Consider the following 21129-nt stretch of genomic DNA (forward strand, 5'->3'; position numbering starts at 1 on the left):
AAAAGCCGTCATTCCCTAATGAGCATTAGCTCGAGTTTAGAAAGGTGCTTTCTTCGTCTCGGCAGCAAGACTGACATTTATGAGTGTGTTGGGGCCGATGCTGGAAGGCGAGGCGGCTGAGCCGCACAAGTGTTTTTGGTCGTAATAGGTCTGAAACGAAGCTCGACTAGTGTGATTTTGCGCCTTCTGTTGGTAAGGCGTTACGCGCAGATTGAGTAGATGCAGCAACAGCGTGATGTCCCACTGCTTGAGCGTCATCAGTCAAAGCAGCAATGTCAGGCATTCCAGCAGGTACTGATGGTTACCGGCTGCGCCGAGGGCAGACGATCCCGACCTCATTGCCATGGCCCGCGTGCGTCACTTGTTCGCCGAGACGGAGAAAGTGCGAGTTTGAATCTGCCTGCCCTCGGTCGATGCCGCACGATTAACCAGAACGAGGGCAGAGCAATGACTGAAGAAACAGCGCAATTTTCAGAGGAAGAAGCACCGGAACAATCGACGCCTGTGCATTCCACAGAGGAAGTGCAAAATCCCCTTTAAGATTTTAACAAGGAAGGCATCCCGCCCGCCCGGCAGCTGCTAATGACTAGTCACTGGCGCGGGTTACGTACCTTCGGCTCGTCGCTTTGCGGCGCGCGAAGAGGCGCTGGCCCGTGCCTGGGCGGCTATCGGCGGCGGGCTAATGCTCTTTGTTTCTCGCCTATAGGCCGTTGGTGCTATTAAAATCACACGGTCGGGTGTTAGTGCTCGCTACCCCTTTTATAGTGATGAGACTTTTGCATGTGGATATAAGAATTGTCCTGTTTTATGGGCCATAGCTTGGCGCTCCAGAAACATCAAGGCTCTGAATAAATCAGAGCCTTGATGTTTAAGACTAACGAATTGAACGTGTTATTTCGATGTGTCTAGGCTGGGTGAGCAAGTAAGCCTGTAATGCTCATAGTTCAAATCCTTTAGCCTTTCTGGAAGCTTGTAAGGGGCGGGGCAACTTTTACCCTGCCACTTGATTGTGATAATGCCTTGATCTTGGGTAACAAGCGCTAACGCCTTGCCGGTGGGGTCGGAAAGCGCCAGTTGTTTACCTTCGGCGTCCATCAATACGGCTCCGAATGGGAGGGGTTTGCCCTCGGCATCGTAGAGTTCGAACTGGATCCGTCTCCCTTTGCTGCCTTCGAAGCGCGCGAGCACGACTGAACCTCGTCTCGGTACGAGTTGTTGAGTGGCGTTGTCCAACTCGATTTCAGCGCCCAGATTTCGTGTGTCCAGCGTCACCCAGTTCACGCGATAGGGCTGTGCATTTGGAACGACGGCATAGCCGTTGAGGCCGGTTTTCACGCCGGAGTAGCTGCTGACTTCGACCCCGGACATGCCAGGCACTTCCACCAGTGCGAATGTTTCGCCGACGGTCTGGCCCATGTTGATTCCACCCGCGTGGGCCACGATCGATCCGGCCGCGCTCAGGTTCTGTGATTCATAACCGCTGCCTCGGCTGTAGCCCAATCCCAGATCACCCATCGCTGTACGGGTACTCAGGCTCAGTGAGCCGGAGCGATCACCTTGCACACTGCGGCCGGTCTGTACGGAATAGTAGGTGTCACTGTCTTCAGTCAGATAACCATTGATCCCGGCTTGCGTACTGGTGCCGGCGTTCTGATGATTGCTGGAAATATAGGCACGAGGCGCGCGAGGTGTCGATCCGAGCGGGAATGAGATCGAAACGCTCAATTGAGTGTCGTGAGTGGTGTCACCGCGTGTGCCGAATTCCTCGGTTTTACTCAAACTTATGTTGTAGTTCAGGTCGCGCCAATTATTGTTGTAACCGGCAGAAAAGCTGCGCGAGCCACCGCGATCCCAATAGCGCTGATCACTGGCATTCAAGTACAGCGAGCCGTACTGGCGCGCTTCGCCCAGGGTCTGGTTGACCGTGAGGTCGGTACGGGTTTTGGCGTTACCTGCGCGCCGCGTAGCGCCGGTGCTGGTGTCCTGAACGTGGTCGGTCAGCGTGCGGTAACCCTCGGTCGAATAACGATAGGCTGCGAGGGTGAAGCTGGTATCGGTGCCGGTGAAGGTCTTTGCATAGAGCGCGCGTACGCTGCTGCCCTGGGTCGTTTTGCCAAATGCCTTGCTGGACGATTGCGTGAGGTCCAGCGACATCGCGCCAATCGAAGTGTTCTTCGCCGCACCAACTGAAAGCGCCTTGAAACCGTTGCTGGCCTGAATGCCGGCAATGCCTGTCAGGTTGCTGGTCAAACCGTAGGCGAAAGTGCCGCCCAGGAAGGCCGGCTTGTCATAGCCTTCGCTGTTGTTGTTGAATTTGCCGCTCGACAGGCTGTACTTCAGCTGTCCCTCACGCACCATCGTCGGCAAGGCGGAGAACGCCTGCCGGGTGACCTTGCGCCGACCATCCGCCTCGACAATGGTGATCTCCAGATCACCATTGGAGCCCGATGGATAGATATCGCTGATCTCGAACGGACCCGGCGGGACGTTGGTGGTGTAAAGAATGTAGTTATCCTGGCGGACCTCGATCTTCGCATTGGTTTCAGCAACGCCACGAATGATCGGCGCATAGCCGCGCTCGCTGTCTGCGCGCATGCCCTCATCAGAGGCCACCTTTACGCCTTGGTAGCGCACGCTGTCGAACAGGTCTGAGTCGGAAAAGATTTCACCCGCGCTCAGTTGCCCCTTGATCGCCGTGAGGTCGCGCTGGATGAACGTGCGGTTGCTGACAAACCGATTGGGCCGGCTGGTGGCACTGCTCAGGTTGGACTCGTTACGCAAGCGCCAGGAACCGAAGTTGATGCCGTTGCGCAGCCCCAGATTATTCGAGATTTGCGTCGAGTAATCGGTTTTGCTGCGGGTGCTGCTCAACTGATAGTTGATGAACCCGGCGGCCACGCCATCGTCCCAAAGCTCTGGGTCCACAAAGCCGCGCATGCCACGCGCCATCGCGACCTGCGGCACGCTGATATTGAGGCGCAGGCGGTTGGCGTCAAAACTGAGACTGGCTTGCTCGATCATCGCCGCAAGATCGTAGTGATCAGCAGGTTGTTGCTCATCAACCAGCCCTTGCTCACGCAGTTTGCGCATGTCCACGCCCAACTGCTGTAACAATTCCAGGGTGATGCGTGGCTCGACTTTGCCGTTGAGCGGGTTGGCCGCGAAATCAACGTCGCGACGCCCGACCAGTGTGCCGTTGCTGAACACGTCAACGCGATATCGGCCCGGCAGAACGCTGTTGGCATTCAACAAGGGTTGCAGATCGACCGCCGATGAACCTTCAAGAAACAAGGTATTGAAAGCTTCACCCGCTACCGCGGCCGGGGCTTCGGCACCCATGGCGAAGCCACAAATGGCCATGTTGATGGCAAAGCACAATGGATGCAGGCAGCCCAACGCCGTTTTGCTTTTATGGCGCGCAACGTGATGCTTTACACAACTTGAAGATGTGTGGTGTTGGGAGGAGAACATGCAATTTGCCTTATCAGTCCGTGTTGCTTCAACCGGAGTCCGGAACTCGTAAATAGCTTGTAAATTGGCGGGGTGGGGCGAGGAAGTTACTGGGCGGATGCATCTTTCACGCGCTCGGCATGACTTTCGGTAGCGCTGAGTGGTGCATCGAATCGTTGTTGTGCGCCGTAATCATTAATGGCCGAAAAAGTCAGGCGTGGAGAACCGGATGGCAACGCTTTCAAATTGAACGAACGAACTTCGCCCGGAACGATCATTGTCGAATCAATCACCAGTTCCGCTTTATTTCCAGCAGCGACTTTCAGGTCGGCCAGCGATACGTGGTAATTGCTTTGATTTTTTACTTTCAGTACCGACTTGCCAGCTTGCGTGACCAATTGCCATACAAGTTGCACTGGCGCTTGCGCAGCGTCACCGGTGAGTCCGTCCGGGCGGAAGAACACCTTGATGCGCTGACGCACCGCCAGTTGCAGCGTATTGACATCGGCAGCGCTGGCCTGAGGGATTTCCTGCACGTTCAGCCACACCACTGACTCTTTGTCTGCAGGCATGCCGCGGCCTTCATAGAGAATCCTCAACAGTTGCTGTTGATTGGGTTCGAGTCGGGCCAGCGGTGGAGTCACCGCAAATGGCGGCGCGCTGCCAGCCGTGTCGCCGGCATCCAGCCACGATTGCGCCAGGATGGTTTGCCCGCCGTTGCGCACGGTGACGTTCGCCTCTTTGTGCGCGCCATCGAAAATGATCCGGGTGGAACTCAAGGAGATGCTTGCGAATGCCGAGTGTGTCATCAACACCCCGGCAAGCCCCAGCCACAGCGGAAAATAGCGACTTAACATAGTTTTCACCGATTGATCTGGTCGGGAAGGACGAGGCACAGCGGCCCCGTCCAGGTCTTGCGTGCTGCTTATTCGTATTCGAGAACGAACGGCAGAGTGGCGTTACCGGTACCTGCAGTAGCGGTGGTCTTGTCGCCGGTGGTGACGTAAGCGGCTGCGAACGACAGGGTGCCGTCGCCGCCAGTGGTGCCGTCGCCAGTCAGGCTGGTCTGTACTTTGGCAGTGGCTTCGGAGCTCAGGTCGATCAACTGGCCGTTGCTGTCCAGCAGCGCGATACCTACGCCTTTGGCCGCATCAGTACCTTGCAGCTTGAGAACTTTCTTGCCATCAACCAGGCCCGAACCGCCGTTGACGGTTGGTTTGAACAGCATCGACACCTTGGTGCCGGCGTTGCAGTTCACTTTCAGGTTGAAATCGTTGGCAGCCACGCGACCAGCACCCGGGGCAGAATCGGTGCCCATGTCTTTGATCGATACGCTGCCCATGTCCACAGCGATCATCTTGTCGTTACCCGAAGCGCCATCTACCGAGCACGCGTCGTTGTTGATGACGCCGGTGAAACTGATTTGACCGCTGCCGCCCTTGACGGCTTTAGCGGCTTCTTCTTCAGCCAGTGCGCCAGTGGAGGCAGCCAGTACGGAAAGAGTGAGAACTGCGAAAGCGAACTTTTTCATGTTTATATCCGAAGTTATTGTGAAGTGCTGCATTGAAATGCCAGGCCATGCTAGGTCGGTGATGGCGATTGGTCTTTGAGATTTGTCTTAAAGCGTGGCAAGTGCGAACAAGGCGGCAATATCGGAAGTGCGTATTTATATTCTCAGTAAAGTACAGCGGACTAAATGAGACAATTCTCAAAGTCGCGCGAGCTCTATTTGATTAGTATTCGCGGATGCAGAAATTCTCAGTCAATGCAAAGTTTGTGAGCAATCTTTCTGTTGGAAGATGATTCAGGCTTTTCGCTATTAATGGCTGATAGAAAGAGGTTCCCGGTTTGTGAACACGCTTCGTATATTGGTATTGGAAGATCACGCCTTCCAGCGCACGGCTGCGGTCAGCGCGCTTAACAGTCTGGGTTACAAAAATATCTTTCAGGCGGCTGACGGAAAGGATGCGCTGGCTGTGATCTCCCAGGTAGGAGGTGTGGACGTTGCGTTGTGTGACTTGAGCATGGCCGGGATGGATGGTTTGACCTTTCTGCGCCTGGCGAGAGAGGCCGGATTGATTCGCGCAGTGATCATCTGCAGTTCACTGCCTGAAGACTTGTTACGCACGGTTGATCGAATTGTCACGCTTCAGGGCCTGGAATTGCTTGGCAGTGTCGGCAAGCCCTTGATGGTCGATGTGCTGGCGCCATTGCTGGCTCGCTATCGGCCGCACAGCCAGGTCGAGGCCAAAGTGGCGGAAAGTCATCTCGATCAGCCTACGGAGAACGAAGTACTGGAAGCGATACGCCGGCAGGAATTTCGCGCTTACTTCCAGCCCAAGTTTCATCTGTGCAGTGGTGAGGTGGATGGCGCCGAGGTGCTGGTGCGCTGGCAAAGCCCCAGTCGCGGATTACTTTCGCCGGGTATGTTCTTGCCAACGATCGAGCGTTGCGGGCTGCTCGACGAAATGTTTTTCAGCCTGCTCACGCAAGGACTGAGTCTGCAGCGTTTCGTGCAGTCCCACGGCAAGCCGTTCAAGCTCGCCTTCAATCTCGACGTCACGCAGATGGCCAACCCGAATCTTGTCGACCGGATCAAGGCGCTGTTGCGCATTCACGGCGCCTCGCCAGCCGGGCTCATATTCGAGCTGACGGAAACCGGTCTGCTGCAGATGCCCGAGATCAGCATGGAAAACATGGTGCGTCTGCGCATGCTCGGCTTTAGCTTGGCGATTGATGATTTCGGTGTCGGCTATTCTTCGCTGGAGCGACTGTGTCAGATGCCGTTCAACGAAATCAAACTCGACGCCGGCTTCGTGCAGAATTTCCAGCAGGCTCGCTACAGTGCGGTTATCCACGGTGCACTGGCCTTGGCGCGCGAGCTGGACATGCGAGTGGTCGCAGAAGGCATTGAAACCGCAGATCAGGTCCATCACCTGGCTCGACTCGGTTGCCAGTGGGGGCAGGGTTTCTTCTATGCCCGACCCATGAATTGGGCGCACCTGGTTGATTGGCGTTTCGAGGGTCAAAAGTCGTCCTGGCGCCGCGCAATAGGCACGTCCGACCTTTGATGAGTGCGCGCGGTCTGACTTTTGGGACAAAGCCCTATTTCTTCACGTCTTCAAAACAATCATCATGTGCCGAGAAATCAACCAGATGCACCTGAATGCTCCGGTGATGCCCGGGATCGGCTGCGGTTGCCAAGTGCTGATGATCCTTCCACCCTCCTCATCATGGAGTTGCTCATGCATTGGTCAGTCGTGAATCCGTTACGCGTTGCCATCCTTGATGATCACTCGCTCATACGTCTGGCGATGAAATCGCGGCTGACGCGCGAAGCCGAATTCAGTGTCGTGGGCGTGTACTCGAGCAGTGCGCAGTTGCTCGCTGGATTGCGCGAGACCGAAATCGACCTGCTGATACTCGACTACAAGCTGCACGATGGCGAGCTGGACGGGCTTAATCTGATTCGCCTGCTGCGCAAGCAATATCCGGGCATGCGCATTCTCGTCTCATCCTCCGAAGAGCGCCCGGCGGTAGTGAACATGGCGATCGGAGCGGGTGTCAGCGGATTCTTCGGCAAGTCCCAGCCAGTCGATGACCTGATTACTGGCATCCGCTGCGCAGCGTCCGGCCAGTTGTACCTGTCGCCGGCAATGGCCTTCGAACTTGATGTGCTGCCTGTGTCGGTCGATGAGCCTGCTGGTGCCAATGATGACGGCGTGGCGCACGGCGACGATTTCCTGAGCAATCCTTTGCTCTCGCCGAAAGAGAAAGAAGTCTTGCGCTGCTGCCTCGAGGGTATGGGGGTGACGCAGATCGCTTTGAAGTTCTCGCGCAGTCGCAAAACCATCAGTGGGCAAAAACAGGCCGCTTTCAAAAAGCTTGGCATTCGTGGTGATGCAGAGCTGTTCAAGTTGCAGCACAGCCTGACAGCCGATAACCAGGGATAACACGCTTATGTTTCATCTGTTGCGCGGTGTTTTGCTCGTCAGTGTGCTTTTCGTAGTCGGTAGCGGGTCGTTGTGGGCAGCAGAGCCGCGAACTCTGCAGGTGTTCGGTCGATCAGACTGCAAGGAAGTGCAGGTTGATCTGGGCAATGAAGACTGGAGTTGGCTACGGCAGAAACGCAGCCTCGTATTGGGATCGGCGCTTCCGGATTTTCCGCCTTATGTCATGACCGCCAGCGGTACGCGTTATGAGGGGATTGCCGCCGACATTGCCTGCATTATCGGTCAGGCCCTGCATGTCGAAGTTACCGTCAAGGCATATCCCGACCGTCGCGACGCCATGGCGGCGCTTGAGCGCGGCGACATCGATATGTTGGGCAGCTCCAACAGTTTCGAGTTGATCGACGGCCTCGTCACGCTCAGTAAACCTTATGTCGAAGACGTGCCGGCAATGTTCATGCGCGGCGATGATCGGCGACCGATGCCGGCCAATCTGGCCGGTTTGCGTATTGCGGTTGCCGATGATTACCTGCCATCCAGTCAGTTGCATGGGTTGTATCCCAACGCCGAGTTCGTACTTTTCCCATCGAACGAGTTGGCACTGGCTGCGCTGGCCTTTGGCAAAGTCGATCTGTTTCTGGGCGACACGGTGTCCAGCAACTATCTGATCAACCTCAACTACTTCAACTATGTGCGCCTGCACTCTTTCGTCAAAACGCAAACCAACGGTTTCAGCTTTGCCCTGCGCCGAGGGAATGATCAATTGTTGCGTCTGATCGACTCGGTCATTGAGTCGATGGGTGAGGGCAAGATAGCCGAAATCACCAAGCGCTGGTCCGGTGGCGGCGGGGCACTGACACCCAAACGTATCGATCTGACACCCGGCGAAGCACGCTGGCTTGAGCTGCACCCGGTCGCGCGGTTCGTGATCAATGACGACCAAGCGCCATTTGCGTTCTTTGATGGCGATGGCAACTTTGGCGGAATCGGCGCCGATCTGCTGGAACTGATTCAGCGGCGCACTGGTTTGCAGATCGATGTAGAGCGCACCGACAGTTTTTCCAGCTTGAGCACGCGCCTGCTTGATGGCAGCGCCGATATCTCGTTGCTGACGCCAACCGTTTCCCGTGAAGTCGGTATGCGTTTCACCCACCCGTTCCTCGCCAGTCCCTTTGTGATCGTCACCGCCAAGGAAGCTGGCGCGCCTTCAAGCCTGCAGGAGCTACGCGGCAAGCGCGTCGCCGTCCCCGAGAGCTCTGCAGAGCGTGAGCTGCTCAAGGATTATCCCGACATTGAAATTGTCGACAACGAGACAGTGCTCGGCGCTCTGGCTGACGTGAAGGATGGGCGAGCAGACGCGATGATTACCACGCTGCACAGTGCGCGCTATTACATCGCTCACATCTACAGTGACAGTTTGCGCATCTCCAACATCGTCGGCATGAACAAGGGTTTTCTCGCCTTCGCCGCCCGACGTGCCGATACCGAACTGGTCAGCATTCTGAACAAGGCTCTGCTGAGCATTCCACCCGATGAGCTGGACGTAATCCTCAACCGTTGGCGCCCCATTGCTGCGTTCTCGGGCTTGTCATGGCGCGATTACAAGACGTTGATCTACCAGATCAGCGCCGGCGCTTTCTTGATTATCCTCGGATCGCTGGCGTGGAATTTCTATATTCGCCGGCAGATCCGCGAGCGCAGTCGGGCAGAGCGCTTGCTCGGCGATCAACTGAAGTTCATGGGGGCGCTGATCAACGGCACGCCGCATCCCATTTACGTTCGCGATCGGGAAGGTCGGCTTGTCACCTGCAATAACAATTATCTGCAAACGTTTGGCCTGCTGGAAAAGGACGTGATCGGCAAGACCGTGCTCGAAAGCGGCAAGCGCAATCGCCAGGAAGCGTTGCAATTTCACGATGACTATCTGCGTGTCATCGAGCGGGACGAACCTTACGAGGTGGATCGCACGCTGCATGTCGGTGAAACGCGGCTGATCATTTATCACTGGATCCAGCCTTATCACGACACGACGGGCGAAGTCAGAGGCGTGATCTGCGGCTGGATCGACATCAGCGAGCGCCGCGAACTGATCGAAGAGTTGCGTTCGGCGAAAGAGCTGGCCGATGAGTCGAGCCGCGCCAAAACCACATTCCTGGCGACCATGAGCCACGAAATCCGTACGCCGATGAGCGCCGTGATCGGCATGCTTGAACTCACACTCAAGCGCGCCGAGCAGGGCCACTTCGATCGACCGGCGATTGAGGTGGCCTACGACTCGGCCAAAGGCCTGCTGGAACTGATCGGCGATATCCTCGATGTGGTTCGCATCGAGTCTGGGCACGTCAGTCTTTCGCCGAAACGCGCCAACCTGCGCGAACTGGTGGAGTCCGTGGCGCGGGTGTTCGACGGCCTGGCCAGGCAGAAGAGCCTGGTATTGAAACTCGATATCGACGCCACTGTCGGCTGTGACGTACTGGTTGATCCGATGCGCTTCCAGCAGGTGCTCTCGAACCTGGTCGGCAATGCCATCAAGTTTACCGATACCGGGCATGTCAGCGTCTCGATACGCGGCCAACGCCTTGCTGACGAACGGTTGCAGGTCGACTTGAAAGTCGAGGACACAGGCATCGGCATTTCCAGCGCTGATCTGCAGAACCTGTTCCAGCCGTTTTCGCAAGCCAATCACGGCCCCTCGAACCGGGGCGGCACCGGTCTGGGGTTGGCGATTTCACGCTCGTTGTGCGAGCTGATGGGCGGGCGACTGAATATAACCAGTACCTTGGGCAAGGGCACCTGCCTGGAAGTGTCGCTGTTCTTCAATATCCTCAGCCCGCTCGGCGGCAAGGTGCTGCCTGTTTCGGTTGTCCAGGACAAGCCAGTGCCGACGCTGCGGATTCTGGTAGTGGATGACCAGAGCGCCAACCGCCTGTTACTGACGCAGCAGCTCAGTTTTCTTGGTCAGGCGGTGCGTGATGCTGCCGATGGTGCGCAGGCATTGGCATTGTGGCGCTCTGAGCCGTTCGACATTGTGATCACGGACTGCAACATGCCGGTCATGAACGGCTATGAACTGGCCCGCACCATCCGCCAGGACGAACGCGACAGTGGTGGCGCGCCGTGTATCGTCTTGGGCTTCACAGCCAACGCGCAGCCGGAAGAAAAAGTGAAATGCCGAGAGGCGGGGATGGATGACTGTCTGTTCAAACCGATCAGCCTCAGCACCTTGTCGACCCTGCTTGCCGGCTGGGAAAAAGATGTCGAAACCGAGCCAGTTGAGAGCCCGCCTGCGACGGGTAACAAGGAGCTGGGATCGATTCGCGAGCGTCTGAACGAGCTCACCGGAGGCGACCTCGACATGATGAAAGAACTGCTGCGCGAGGCGCTGTCGAGTTGTGAGAAGGATCTGGAGGAGCTGCATTCGCTGATACCCGAAAGCGATCCCGGGTTGTTGGCTGACCTGGCACATCGGATCAAGGGCGCGGCGCGCATCGTCGCCGAGCATCAGGTCATCGAGGCGTGTAACGACCTTGAGGCCGAGTGCGAAGCGCCGGTCATCGATCCACTGGATATCAATCGCAGCGCGTTGAAGCTTGAGCATGCGCAGGCTGATCTGATCAAGAAAATCAAACGGGTCGAGCTGTAATCCGTATTGACGCAGGGCCCTGCTGACTGGCCCTGCATTGAAGGGGACGTTAAAGATCATTTTGCAACGGGCGATACCTTGGTTAATAACCATGGAGTTTCGCGATGATCATTCGACGTCCTTTATTGATTGCCTGTCTTTGCCTGCTGGGTTTTGACACCGTCAGCGCGGCCCAGTCTGCGCCCGTCAGCGGAGTGATTCGCTTCAGTGGACGGATTGTTGAGGCAAGTTGCACGGCGAGTGGCGCCAGCCATGCTTCTGTCGAGCTGCTTGATTGTCCGCAGGCGAGCACCGGTCAGATATTCTCGGTGACTAACGTCAGTGCGGCAGGGCGGGGTGAGCCGCGCCAGCAAGTGTTCGTGAAGATGATTGCCGATTCCCACGAGCAGGAAAAATATTACGACCAGCGTTTGCTGCTCACGGACAACAAGGGCCATCAGATAACGACTGGCAATTACGTCGTGACGCTGACGCTACCTTGATGGACTGAGAAAGAATGAGTTTGCGCCCCTTGTTTCAAGGTTACTGACAACAAGGGGCGTTAATAATGAGAATTGTCTGGTTCGTACACAACCGTCCCGCGCTTCTAGCATCGCGCCGCTCGCCACCGCTGCAAAATCCCTCCCTCCCTCCAAAGACTTTGAACCATGCCGTGCCCCGCTAGCGCGGGCTTGTCAGCAAAGTGTGGTTTTCGTTCAGCGATCCCCGTGCTCATTTTGAGACAAGTCTCATATCGGACTGGTTGGCCCTTGGTTATTTTCTTGAAAGGAAGAATGGAGCTGCCAAAGGTGTCCGATGTTTCTTGAAAATAACCGAAGTCGATCCTTGCGGATCCTGATCGCCGATAACGACGTGCGTAGAGGTCTGTCGATTGAACAACAGTTAAACAAGCTGGGCTGTCTCAGCGTAGTGAACGTCTGTACTTATCGTGACCTGAGAGTACTGACGTATTACTGCCCCCAACGGCTCAGCCTGGTCGTGGTCAATGCTGAGTTGCTCAACGAGATGGCGATGGATCCGCTCGATTTTTTTGGGGAAAACCCGCTGATTCGTCACCTGCTGATTTTCAACCCCAGTGATGATCATCAGTGGTCGAAGACTTTTTTCAACCCGCATCCGCAACGCTGGATGCGTCTGGTCTCGAAAATCGATCTGCCGCGATTGGCGGATTTTCTGATGCTGGCCGACCCGACGCTCAAGGAGCTGGCGGAGCCGGCCTCATCCGATTCCACGCTTCCTTCAGGTGCAAACCGCTAGCTGTTGCGCCTTCCCGCGTTAATCCGCTTGTGCTTTGAGGTGCTATTGCCCAGCGCCTGCTTTGCTGCCCACCCGTTTGCCCCATTGTCTTGAATACACTCTAAGGTAAGCATCATGCTGCTTCGTAAACTCAATCTCGCGCCGCGTTCGGCGCTGTGTTTTGGCTTGTTCTGTCTCATGATTATCGCGATCGGACTGATCGCCTTGCAGCAAGTCGATTTACTCAACAAAGCAGAAACGTACGTTGAGACGACCATCGTGCCAAGCATCAAGCTGCTCGGCCAACTGGATCGTGAGTTCATCGAAATCAAGGGCAATAACGCCCGCCTGCGCAACCCTATCGAAACCCCTGAGCGCAAGGCTCAGGCCTTGATGGACATTCAGCAGTCGCGTCAGCTCATCAAAAATCATCAGCGAGCGCTCATTGATCTGCTGGCAACTGACGCCGGGCGTGAGGCGTTCGTGGCGTTCGCCAAAGCACAACAAGTCAATGATCAGGCGCAGGACCAATACCTTGAAACAGTGGCAAAAGGGCAGCTTGAAGCGGCCATTGCGCTGTCAAAGAATCAGATGCGTGCCGCCTCGGACGGCGTGCAGGTCGCGCTCAAAAAGCTGATTGCTCTCAACGAGATCGAAGCATATGAAGCGGGCAAGCAGGCCGACAATGTCTACGAACACACGCTGTTGATCGTCAGTGTGTTCATTATCATTGCCATCGGTGCTTCCTTGGCCCTGGCGGTGTTGTACACGCGCAGCCTGACGGTGCCGATTGCAGGCTCGCTGAGGGTAGCGGAATGCATCGCTGCCAACGATTTGAGCGAAACCATCGCGCTGGATGGTTCCGATGAGGCGGCGCAGATGCTGTCGTCACTGGCGGCGATGCAAACCAGTTTGCGTGATGCGCTGATCATGATCCGTGACTCGTCCACGCAGTTGGCCGAAACCTCGGAAGCCATGCACGGCGTTACCGAAGATATTTCGCGTATCACTCAGCGTCAGAGTCATGAAATCGAAATGGCCGCCACCGCCGTGACTCAAATGAGTGCAGCGGTGGAACAGGTTGCGGACAACGCCGCATCGACCTCGCAACTGACGTCGGAATCAAGCGCCGCAGCCATTGCCGGCAAAACCCAAGTCAGCGAAACGGTCGCGGCAATCAATCTTATGGTTTCCAGCGTGCATAGCACCTCGGCAGAAGTGCAGGCGCTTTCTACGATGGCGAGCGATATCAGCAGCGTGCTGGACGTGATCCGCGAAGTCGCCGAACAAACCAATCTGCTCGCTTTGAACGCGGCCATCGAAGCAGCGCGGGCGGGGGAGGCGGGCCGTGGCTTTGCCGTGGTTGCAGATGAGGTGAGAGGGCTGGCGCAGCGTACGCAGAAATCGACCGAGGACATTGAATCCATGGTCAGCTCTATTCAGTCGGGCACCAGCAGGGCAGTTACGTCCATGAGCCACACCCGCTCTCAGGCGGAAAGAACACTTGAGATGGCCAATATCGCCGGCGAAGTGCTGACCGACATTACTGGCTCTCTGAATCTTATCAATGAACGAAACCTGCTGATGGCGACCGCTGCCGAAGAGCAGGCTCAGGTTGCGCGCGAAGTGGATCGAAGCCTGATCAGCATTCGCGACCTGTCTTGCGAAACCGCAGATGGTTCGAAACAGACGGCAGTTGCATCGGCGGAGCTTTCGCAATTGGCGGCCTCGCTGAATAAGTTGACCAAGGAATTCAAGCTTTAAAAAGTTGACGGGAAGCCCTGATTGCCAGGGCTTTTTCGGTCCGCGATCAATCGTATTGCGCAACGAGTGCAGGCTCATTTCTGTGTTGGTAATGCGGTTTGTGCCGTCAGCTGTTCAACGCAGTGGGCGAGTTGTTTTTCATAGCTTTCCAGTACGGCTTCAGCATCAGCTTCGCGCTCATCACGCAAGCGGAAGAAATCGTCGCGATTGAGCTGGTCCGCGACGAGCCGGATATTTTGCTCAATGATCGCGCACAGTGAGTCTTCGTCCTCTAACGCGGCGCTGGTTTGCGCTGCGCGTTGAGTGTTTTCGAGTTCGGTCTTTGCCGCCTCGGCGGCCTTCGCTTGTTCCTTCGCAGTAACCAGGTCGGTTTCCAGGGCCTGCTTTTGTTCTGCCAGACGCTTGAGTTCTGCGCTCATTGACTGGATAGCCTCGGCGCGCTGCGTGAGCTGGGCCTCCTGTTGTTGCACCACGGCCTTGAGTGGAAACAGATTGTTGAGCTCATGACCGGCGACGACAGTCATGGCGATCAGCGCCAGTGCCAGAATCGTCAGGCAGTAGATGGCGGCGTTGCTCTGGGGTTTTGCGCTATTGAGGGTATCGAGGGCTCTCACGGAATCGTTTCTCCTATCAAGAGAAGCCAGTGTAATGGCAGAGTTCCGTTGTGCCTTTAAGACGAGTCTTAAATTGGTTGTTGGTTATTTGCGCTGATAAGGAAGGTGTTCAGCTTGGCCTTTTATAGATATTCCGAATTTAGTTAGTTGGCTATAAGTCTATGAGAATTGTCTGGTTGTTGAATAAATAAACCTTTTGCTCAAGTGTTATTTATTCATTATCTTTTCGCTCCGTTTATGGTGATTTTGCTGCCGGTTAAATATTCGCACCATCGTCAATCATTCAGTTTTTTGCATGCAACGCAGAGTCAGAGGGAGTGTTATGAAGTTATGCCATATATTAATTGTCGGGCTCTTGTACATGCTGTCGTCAAACGCAACGGCGGCGGTATGCGAATTTTATCCCGACAATTCCATGGGCAACCTCCGAGTTGTCCTTCCGGCCACGATCTCGGTGCCGCGGGACACGCCGAACGGCACGGTTATCTATGAAAGCCCAATCGTGACCCTGGGAGCCATTCCCAGTTCGTTCAGGTGCTCTGCGGTACACAATGAAGGTGTGCGCAATTCTGTGGGCACCACCCAGGCGGGCGCGCAGACTTTTCCCATTGGAAATACCGGCATCGGCTGGCAATGGGTTCGACCGCCATCGGGCAAAGTATGGAAAGGCTTTCCGGGTGACTCCGACGCCGCTGGCGGTTGGGGGTGGAATGGCACTGAGCACATCTTGCGGCTTGTAAAGACGGGGGAGATTTCCGGTAGTGCGACGATACCCTCAGGCCAATTAGGGAAATTTGTCGCTGCTGAAATCGAGCCACTTGCATTGAATACAAGTGGCACGCGGGTGGTCTCACAGTCTTGCGAAACACCCGATGTAAAAGTTGATATGGGTAGCTATAACTTGAGCGATTTCCCGAAGAACGGTGCCTATGCCAAGGAGCAATACTTTTTTCTCAGTATAAAAAACTGTCCTACTGGAATAAACAACTTCCGCTACTCCTTTTCGCCCACTGCGGGCAGCCCTGCGTGGGACGCTAATACTGGCATGGTAAATCTGAACAGTAGCTCCACTGCCAGAGGTTTGGCATTGCAGATGCGCTTCAGAGACGGGAAGCCACTCAAGCTGAATCAGAACTACATAACGAAAGCGCCTACATCGGAAGGCGGGAATGCATCTGTAGACTTGCAAGCGCGCTTCGTGCGCATCGAGCCTTCCAATGCACAAATGCGAGCGGGCAATGCCAATGCCGAAATTGCCTTTGTCGTTGAGTATCTATGAGGAGGCCAACAGCTTCTTCACCTTAGCCACAATCACCGCAATGTCGAAAGGCTTGGGCAGCACCCCGTCAAACTTTCAAAGAAAGGCATGAGAAGCTGGTTGTCGACAGTACGGGACAGGTCGACAAAGCCGGAACACTTATGCATGTCCATGCATAGGTAGAAAACGGTGCCCATCAACGGCACCGCTTTTAATCGACCATTCGACCCGTTTAAACCAAGTCTTCTGGCTGCATCGTCAAAATGATTCTCCCGACGTTCCCGGAAGACTCCATCCGGCGATGCGCATCGGCAGCCCGCGCTAGCGCAAACGTGCTATCGACAACCGGCTCAAGGCTTCCGGCCCCCTCGAAGCGATCAAGCCAGTGCTCGCGGAAGCGCTTGATCATGTCGTGCTTCTCCGGTTGCGTGCGCGACTTCATCACCGTGCCGATGATTTGCAAGTGGCGGTAAAGAATGTCCTCCAGCGCCATTGTGACGTTGCCGCCACCGCCGAGAATTCCCACCTGAACCAAGCGACCGCCGCGTGCAAGGGACGCGACGTTGCGGGCGAAGTAGGGCTCACCGATAAAGTCGATGATCACATCGACGCCGCGACCCTGGGTTTTATCGGCGATCACCTCAGCGAAATCCTGGGTCTTGTAGTCGATCGCCACGTCAGCGCCCAAATGCTCGACACGCGCCAACTTGCTGCCTTCGGTGGTCGCATACACCGTGGCGCCGGTGGCGTAAGCCAACTGCACCGCAGCAGACCCGACGCCGCCAGCGGCCGCATGAATCAACACCGAATCGCCAGCCTTGAGCCGAGCCAGGTGCATCATCGCTTCATGGGCCGTGACGAAGACCTCGGGAATGGCTGCCGCGTGTACATAGTCAAGTTGCGCAGGGATGTGCATGGCCATGCGGTAATCGATGCGTGCCTGCTCGGCGTAGGCGCCGCCGCCGACCACACCCATGACGCGATCTCCGACCTCGAACCCGGTCACCGCGTTACCTTTGCCGATCACTTCGCCGGCGATTTCCAGGCCGATGATCAGCGAGTCGCCGAAATTCGGATGGCCGTACCCACCGGTTCGATGCGTCAGATCCGCACGGTTCACCCCGGCGGCATAGACACGCACCAGCAGGTCGTCAGGCCGCACTTCAGGATTGGCGACTTCGACGAGTTCGAGGACGTCTGGCCCACCGAATTCTCTGATGTTGATGGCTTTCATTCAGTTGTTCTCCGTTTCGCTGAACGTGGCGTTGGCAATAGCAGAAGCAGTGATGGCGCCAGGAAAGCCCACATAGAAAGCCAGGTGCGTGATCGCTGCCGCCAGTTCGTCGTGGGTCACACCGTTGCCAGTCGCGCGGCGTAAGTGGGCAGGCAACTCTTCCGAGTGTCCAGCGGCAATCAATGCCGCCACGGTGATCAGGCTACGGTCGCGCGGGGACAGCGCCGGGTCACTCCAGATCTGCGGATAAAGCGTTGAATCGACGAATTGCGCCAGCTTGGGTGTAAACGCGCGCGCGGCTTCGCGAGGACTGCTGAAATTGAGCTTGGACATGGGCAAGTTCCTTAAACCTGGCTGATGAATTTGTGGGTCAGATAGTGCTCGATGCCTTCAATGCCACCTTCGGAGCCGTGACCGCTTTCTTTCATGCCGCCGAACGGGAGCTCGGTTGCGACGATGCGGTATTGGTTGATGCCGATCATCCCGGCCTCCAATCCGTCGGCGACATCAATGGCCGTGCGCGCGCTGGAGGTGAACGCGTAGGCCGAGAGTCCGTAGGGCAGGCGGTTGGCTTCTTGCAGCCCATCCGCCAGCTCATCGAACGGCATCAGCACGGCGATGGGGCCGAAGGGTTCTTCGTGCATGACGCGGGCGTTCATCGGCACATCCGCCAGAACCGTGGGCTGGAAGAAGTAGCCTTCGCCTGACAAAGCTTCGCCACCGACCAATACCCGTGCCCCTTTCTCGACGGCATCGGCGACCAGTTCTTCCATCTTTGCCAATTGCCTTGGGTTGGCTAACGGTCCGACCTGAGTGTCCGGATGCAGGCCGTCACCGATTCTCAGGGCTTGGGTCGCCGCGACAAAGTGATCGACAAAGGCTTGATAGGCGCCACGCTGGATCAGAAACCGAGTGGATGAAATGCACACCTGCCCGGTGCCGCGAAAGCGGTTGGCGACGCCCTCAACGGCGGCTTTTTCAATGTCGGCATCTTCGAACACCAGCACCGGTCCGTGCCCACCGAGTTCAAGGGTGATGGGCTTCACGCCTTCGGCAGCGCGTGCAGACAGCAGACGACCGATGGGCACCGAGCCGGTGAAGGTCACCTTGCGAATGATCGGCGAGGCGATCAGATGGCTGGACACTTGATCCGGTACGCCGAAGACTACTTGCAGCACACCCTTGGGCAATCCTGCATCATCGAGTGCACGCGCCAGGGCCAGTGCTGTGGAGGGACTTTCCTCACCCGGTTTGAGGATGACGCTGCAACCGGCGGCCAGTGCTGACGAGAGCTTGCGTGCCGGGGTGATGGCCGGGAAATTCCATGGTGTAAATGCGGCCACCGGTCCGATGGCCTGGCGTTTGACCAGTTGCAGCACGCCTGGCCGGTTAGCCGGGACCACACGGCCATCGATACGCCGGGCGCTTTCGGCGAACCATTCGAAATACTCCGCCGCACGGGTCACTTCATCCAGGCTTTCGTTCAGCGGCTTGCCTTCCTCCAAGGTCATCTGCGCGGCAATCTGCGGTGCACGCTCGAGGATCAGGTCGGCGGCACGCTTAAGGATCTTGGCGCGTTGGTCAGGCACGGTCTGGCGCCATTGCTCGAAGCTCAGGCGAGTCACTTCCAAGGCCTGATCAAGGTCGCCTGCGGAGGCGAGTGGGACGCGGCCGATTTCCCGGCCGGTTGCCGGGTTGACGACGGCGGCAGTATCGCGCCCTTCGGCACTGATCCATTCACCACGGATGAAAAGATAAAGCGGGTCGTAGGAGGTTTTCATGATGCGCCCTTCAGTTGGTTGTCAGGGATTCGGATGAAACCCGGCGCCAGTTCAGGCGGCCTGTGCAACCAAGTCTATGGAAGGAGTGCCCATTGATTTAGACGGGCCAAAGGGAATCATTGTTGTCGCCAGAGGTAATATCGAGCGGCGAGCCGAACGTGTAGCATCCGGAAAATATGCGCGTTATCACGGGTGAGCGTCAGATCTACAGGAAGGTCGCGATGGATAAGCTTTCGAACATGTCGGTGTACATAAAGGTTGTCGAGATGGGCAGTTTCACTGCCGTGGCCAATCATCTGGACTCAACGGTCGGTAACGTATCGCGCGCTGTCTCTGCGCTGGAAAACGTACTCGACGCGCGCCTGTTGCAACGCTCGACCCGACGCCTGTCGGTCACCGATGCCGGGCGACGGTTCTATGAGCGCTGCACGAAAATTCTCGCTGATTTGGAGAGTGCCGAAGCCGAAGCCAGCAATGCCGCCCTGGAACCACGAGGAACACTGCGGGTGCATTGCGTTCCTGGGCTGGCCCGGCACCTGGTCACGGGGGCCGTGCTGGAGTACCGCCAGCAATTCCCGGAGGTGACGGTGGATTTATTGCTCTCGCAACGCATGCCAAACCTCTTGGAAGACCAACTGGATGTCTCGATCCTGATCGCCCGCGCGCTCCCCGATTCGGCGTATGTCAGCCAAAAAATCGGTGTCAGCCATTGTGTGCTGGTGGCGTCGCCAGACTACCTGGCGCGGCATGCGGCCCCGGAGACGCCAGAAGACTTGCGTGATCATCAGTGTCTGCTGTTGGGTACGGTCGACTATGTGCGGGATGAGTGGCAGCTGAAGAGCAAGGCGGGGGACGCGACATTTGTCCCGACAGGGCCAAGTTTCAGCGTCAACGATATGGATGCAATGGCGCTGGCCGTTCGAGAGGGCGCGGGGATTGGCCTGCTGGCCGGGTTCACGGCCATCGATGATTTGCGTTCCGGCAAGCTAGTGCGGGTTTTGCCTGACTACCATACCTATGAGCGTAACGTGTACGCCGTCTATACCTCTCGGCAGTTTGTCGATGCAAAAATCACCCGGTTTATTGAAACGCTGAAAGATCGGGTTGGCAGTCAGCTGGCAGCCACGGCCCAAGCACTTATCGATTGAACCGCTGTGGGGCAAAAAGGTATTTGCGCCTCGATGAGACCACTCTCCGAGGCGCAATGATCGGCGAACACCTGACTTAGCCCTGGCTGCAACGGCCCATGACGTTATAGGCCAGTACGTGGCGTTTGCCTTGCGAATCCTGATAGGTCATGTGCGTCGGTACTACTGCGCAAACATCCGGCACCGGGTCTTCAGAGATGACCTTGGCGACATCCAGGTGGGTATCGTAGCGATATTGCTCGACCTGTTTAGTCGTTGCAGAACCGTCCTGTGCTGCTACCACAGAGCTGAAGCCCAAGAGTGCGACGATGATCATTGCCGTTTTCATGATGAGATTTCCTAAAGTAAGTGTGATGTTGCTGGCAGGACGAACTTTAGGCTTGAGGGTTTTGCGGAAACAGGCACGGATCAGGGAAAGACTTTTCTCAAATCCGAACACAATCGTGAGGTGTCTGACGTTCGGACTTTGTTCTCTGTGGCCGTGCACTTTTGGACGAAAACTGCCTATTAATGGCAGCTACATGCCCCCGAGTTTCTAGGTCGAATCAACTAAATTTGAGGGGGACGCAGCAGTGTCGGAAGGGCATAGTTGCGGAAATGACCGAAAAGATGCGGAAACGATCCATAAAGAGATGTGCCAATTTCCTGAATGCCAGAAACGACAAAGCCCTGAATAATCAGGGCTTTGTCGTATAAAGATGGCGGAGGCGATGGGATTCGAACTCATGGACCTGTTACAGTCGACGGTTTTCAAGTCCGAAGATTAATCCTTGTATTTCAATGTCTTAAGTTGTATTCGTTTCCGCTAGGCAGTATTCATTAATGCTCTGGAGGCCTTTGAAATCAAGGGTTGGACACTTATTTGCGGAATCAAATTCGCCGGCTGTTTGGCGTCCAAGGTAGGTTCATGATCGCCGTAAACTACATAGCTGCAATCGAGAGACTGCGTTTGATGGAAAGCGACTTTCGTCTGAAGTGGGATTTTTACAGGCAACCTGGTCAGTCGTGGCAGGAAACGGCGATAAGCGGACATCGGCAAGCGACCGCTGTC

General features: G+C 56.3%; 16 protein-coding genes. 8 read left to right on the forward strand and 8 right to left on the reverse strand.

The annotated features are described in order from the left end of the window. Nucleotides 1-891: 891 nt before the first annotated feature. The 3 genes from KDX30_RS27710 to KDX30_RS27720 all read right to left on the reverse strand — a co-directional run bounded on the left by KDX30_RS27710 (nucleotide 892) and on the right by KDX30_RS27720 (nucleotide 4981). Entirely contained in the window at nucleotides 892-3339 is a 2448-nt protein-coding gene (locus KDX30_RS27710) for a fimbria/pilus outer membrane usher protein (protein WP_231678076.1), read from the reverse strand. A gap of 218 nt (nucleotides 3340-3557) precedes the next feature. Next, nucleotides 3558-4307: a fimbrial biogenesis chaperone gene (locus KDX30_RS27715; RefSeq protein ID WP_099494429.1), complete on the reverse strand. Its 750-nt coding sequence runs from the start codon at nucleotides 4305-4307 to the stop codon at nucleotides 3558-3560. A 68-nt stretch (nucleotides 4308-4375) separates the two neighbouring features. Beyond that, nucleotides 4376-4981 carry a fimbrial protein gene (locus tag KDX30_RS27720; protein ID WP_034154082.1) on the reverse strand — a complete coding sequence of 202 codons (606 nt, stop codon included), beginning with the start codon at nucleotides 4979-4981 and terminating at the stop codon, nucleotides 4376-4378. A gap of 319 nt (nucleotides 4982-5300) precedes the next feature. Here KDX30_RS27720 and KDX30_RS27725 point away from each other — a divergent pair, with 319 nt between their 5' ends. The 6 genes from KDX30_RS27725 (at nucleotide 5301) to KDX30_RS27750 (ending at nucleotide 14043) form a co-directional block, all read left to right on the forward strand. Continuing rightward, nucleotides 5301-6521, forward strand: a complete 1221-nt coding sequence (locus tag KDX30_RS27725; RefSeq protein ID WP_099494430.1) for an EAL domain-containing response regulator — start codon at nucleotides 5301-5303, stop codon at nucleotides 6519-6521. Nucleotides 6522-6695: 174 nt separating this feature from the next. Next, nucleotides 6696-7403 carry a response regulator transcription factor gene (locus KDX30_RS27730; protein WP_099494431.1) on the forward strand — a complete coding sequence of 236 codons (708 nt, stop codon included), beginning with the start codon at nucleotides 6696-6698 and terminating at the stop codon, nucleotides 7401-7403. A 7-nt stretch (nucleotides 7404-7410) separates the two neighbouring features. Next, nucleotides 7411-11043: a transporter substrate-binding domain-containing protein gene (locus KDX30_RS27735; RefSeq protein WP_099494432.1), complete on the forward strand. Its 3633-nt coding sequence runs from the start codon at nucleotides 7411-7413 to the stop codon at nucleotides 11041-11043. Between the two features lie 104 nt (nucleotides 11044-11147). Then, nucleotides 11148-11525 (forward strand): type 1 fimbrial protein, encoded by a 378-nt coding sequence (locus tag KDX30_RS27740; protein WP_099494433.1) that lies wholly within the window; start codon nucleotides 11148-11150, stop codon nucleotides 11523-11525. A gap of 343 nt (nucleotides 11526-11868) precedes the next feature. Continuing rightward, entirely contained in the window at nucleotides 11869-12300 is a 432-nt protein-coding gene (locus tag KDX30_RS27745) for a hypothetical protein (RefSeq protein WP_143523327.1), read from the forward strand. Nucleotides 12301-12414: 114 nt separating this feature from the next. After that, a complete protein-coding gene (locus KDX30_RS27750) occupies nucleotides 12415-14043 on the forward strand; it encodes a methyl-accepting chemotaxis protein (protein WP_099494435.1) in 1629 nt (542 codons plus the stop codon). 74 nt (nucleotides 14044-14117) lie between these two features. Here KDX30_RS27750 and KDX30_RS27755 read toward each other — a convergent pair whose 3' ends face one another. Beyond that, on the reverse strand, nucleotides 14118-14657 hold the full coding sequence (locus KDX30_RS27755) for a hypothetical protein (RefSeq protein WP_099494436.1): 540 nt from the start codon (nucleotides 14655-14657) through the stop codon (nucleotides 14118-14120). 415 nt (nucleotides 14658-15072) lie between these two features. Here KDX30_RS27755 and KDX30_RS27760 point away from each other — a divergent pair, with 415 nt between their 5' ends. After that, nucleotides 15073-15936: a fimbrial protein gene (locus KDX30_RS27760; RefSeq protein WP_406644015.1), complete on the forward strand. Its 864-nt coding sequence runs from the start codon at nucleotides 15073-15075 to the stop codon at nucleotides 15934-15936. Between the two features lie 211 nt (nucleotides 15937-16147). Here the strand turns inward: KDX30_RS27760 and KDX30_RS27765 are convergent, their stop codons facing one another. Genes KDX30_RS27765 through KDX30_RS27775 form a run of 3 tightly spaced genes read right to left on the reverse strand, consistent with a single transcriptional unit; the run spans nucleotide 16148 to nucleotide 18930 of the window. Next, nucleotides 16148-17149, reverse strand: a complete 1002-nt coding sequence (locus tag KDX30_RS27765; RefSeq protein ID WP_099494438.1) for an NAD(P)H-quinone oxidoreductase — start codon at nucleotides 17147-17149, stop codon at nucleotides 16148-16150. Next, nucleotides 17150-17482, reverse strand: a complete 333-nt coding sequence (locus KDX30_RS27770; RefSeq protein ID WP_099494439.1) for a carboxymuconolactone decarboxylase family protein — start codon at nucleotides 17480-17482, stop codon at nucleotides 17150-17152. Between the two features lie 11 nt (nucleotides 17483-17493). Continuing rightward, nucleotides 17494-18930, reverse strand: coding sequence for an NAD-dependent succinate-semialdehyde dehydrogenase (locus KDX30_RS27775; protein ID WP_099494440.1), 1437 nt, complete (start codon nucleotides 18928-18930; stop codon nucleotides 17494-17496). Between the two features lie 221 nt (nucleotides 18931-19151). Here KDX30_RS27775 and KDX30_RS27780 point away from each other — a divergent pair, with 221 nt between their 5' ends. Continuing rightward, nucleotides 19152-20078: a LysR family transcriptional regulator gene (locus KDX30_RS27780; protein ID WP_099494441.1), complete on the forward strand. Its 927-nt coding sequence runs from the start codon at nucleotides 19152-19154 to the stop codon at nucleotides 20076-20078. A gap of 76 nt (nucleotides 20079-20154) precedes the next feature. Here KDX30_RS27780 and KDX30_RS27785 read toward each other — a convergent pair whose 3' ends face one another. Further along, complete coding sequence (locus tag KDX30_RS27785; protein WP_099494442.1) at nucleotides 20155-20406, reverse strand: DUF2790 domain-containing protein; 252 nt, start codon at nucleotides 20404-20406, stop codon at nucleotides 20155-20157. Nucleotides 20407-21129 lie beyond the last annotated feature (723 nt).

The organism is Pseudomonas quasicaspiana (genome assembly GCF_021147825.1).
In the GTDB taxonomy this organism is placed as follows: domain Bacteria; phylum Pseudomonadota; class Gammaproteobacteria; order Pseudomonadales; family Pseudomonadaceae; genus Aquipseudomonas; species Aquipseudomonas quasicaspiana.

Coding starts and splice junctions, on each gene's coding strand:
- KDX30_RS27715 (WP_099494429.1), bottom strand. CDS start 4,307: ATGTTAAGTCGCTATTTTCCGCTGTGGCTGGGGCTTGCCGGGGTGTTG.
- KDX30_RS27730 (WP_099494431.1), top strand. CDS start 6,696: ATGCATTGGTCAGTCGTGAATCCGTTACGCGTTGCCATCCTTGATGAT.
- KDX30_RS27765 (WP_099494438.1), bottom strand. CDS start 17,149: ATGAAAGCCATCAACATCAGAGAATTCGGTGGGCCAGACGTCCTCGAA.
- KDX30_RS27780 (WP_099494441.1), top strand. CDS start 19,152: ATGGATAAGCTTTCGAACATGTCGGTGTACATAAAGGTTGTCGAGATG.
- KDX30_RS27785 (WP_099494442.1), bottom strand. CDS start 20,406: ATGAAAACGGCAATGATCATCGTCGCACTCTTGGGCTTCAGCTCTGTG.
- KDX30_RS27710 (WP_231678076.1), bottom strand. CDS start 3,339: ATGGGTGCCGAAGCCCCGGCCGCGGTAGCGGGTGAAGCTTTCAATACC.
- KDX30_RS27720 (WP_034154082.1), bottom strand. CDS start 4,981: ATGAAAAAGTTCGCTTTCGCAGTTCTCACTCTTTCCGTACTGGCTGCC.
- KDX30_RS27760 (WP_406644015.1), top strand. CDS start 15,073: ATGGGCAACCTCCGAGTTGTCCTTCCGGCCACGATCTCGGTGCCGCGG.
- KDX30_RS27735 (WP_099494432.1), top strand. CDS start 7,411: ATGTTTCATCTGTTGCGCGGTGTTTTGCTCGTCAGTGTGCTTTTCGTA.
- KDX30_RS27775 (WP_099494440.1), bottom strand. CDS start 18,930: ATGAAAACCTCCTACGACCCGCTTTATCTTTTCATCCGTGGTGAATGG.
- KDX30_RS27750 (WP_099494435.1), top strand. CDS start 12,415: ATGCTGCTTCGTAAACTCAATCTCGCGCCGCGTTCGGCGCTGTGTTTT.
- KDX30_RS27770 (WP_099494439.1), bottom strand. CDS start 17,482: ATGTCCAAGCTCAATTTCAGCAGTCCTCGCGAAGCCGCGCGCGCGTTT.
- KDX30_RS27740 (WP_099494433.1), top strand. CDS start 11,148: ATGATCATTCGACGTCCTTTATTGATTGCCTGTCTTTGCCTGCTGGGT.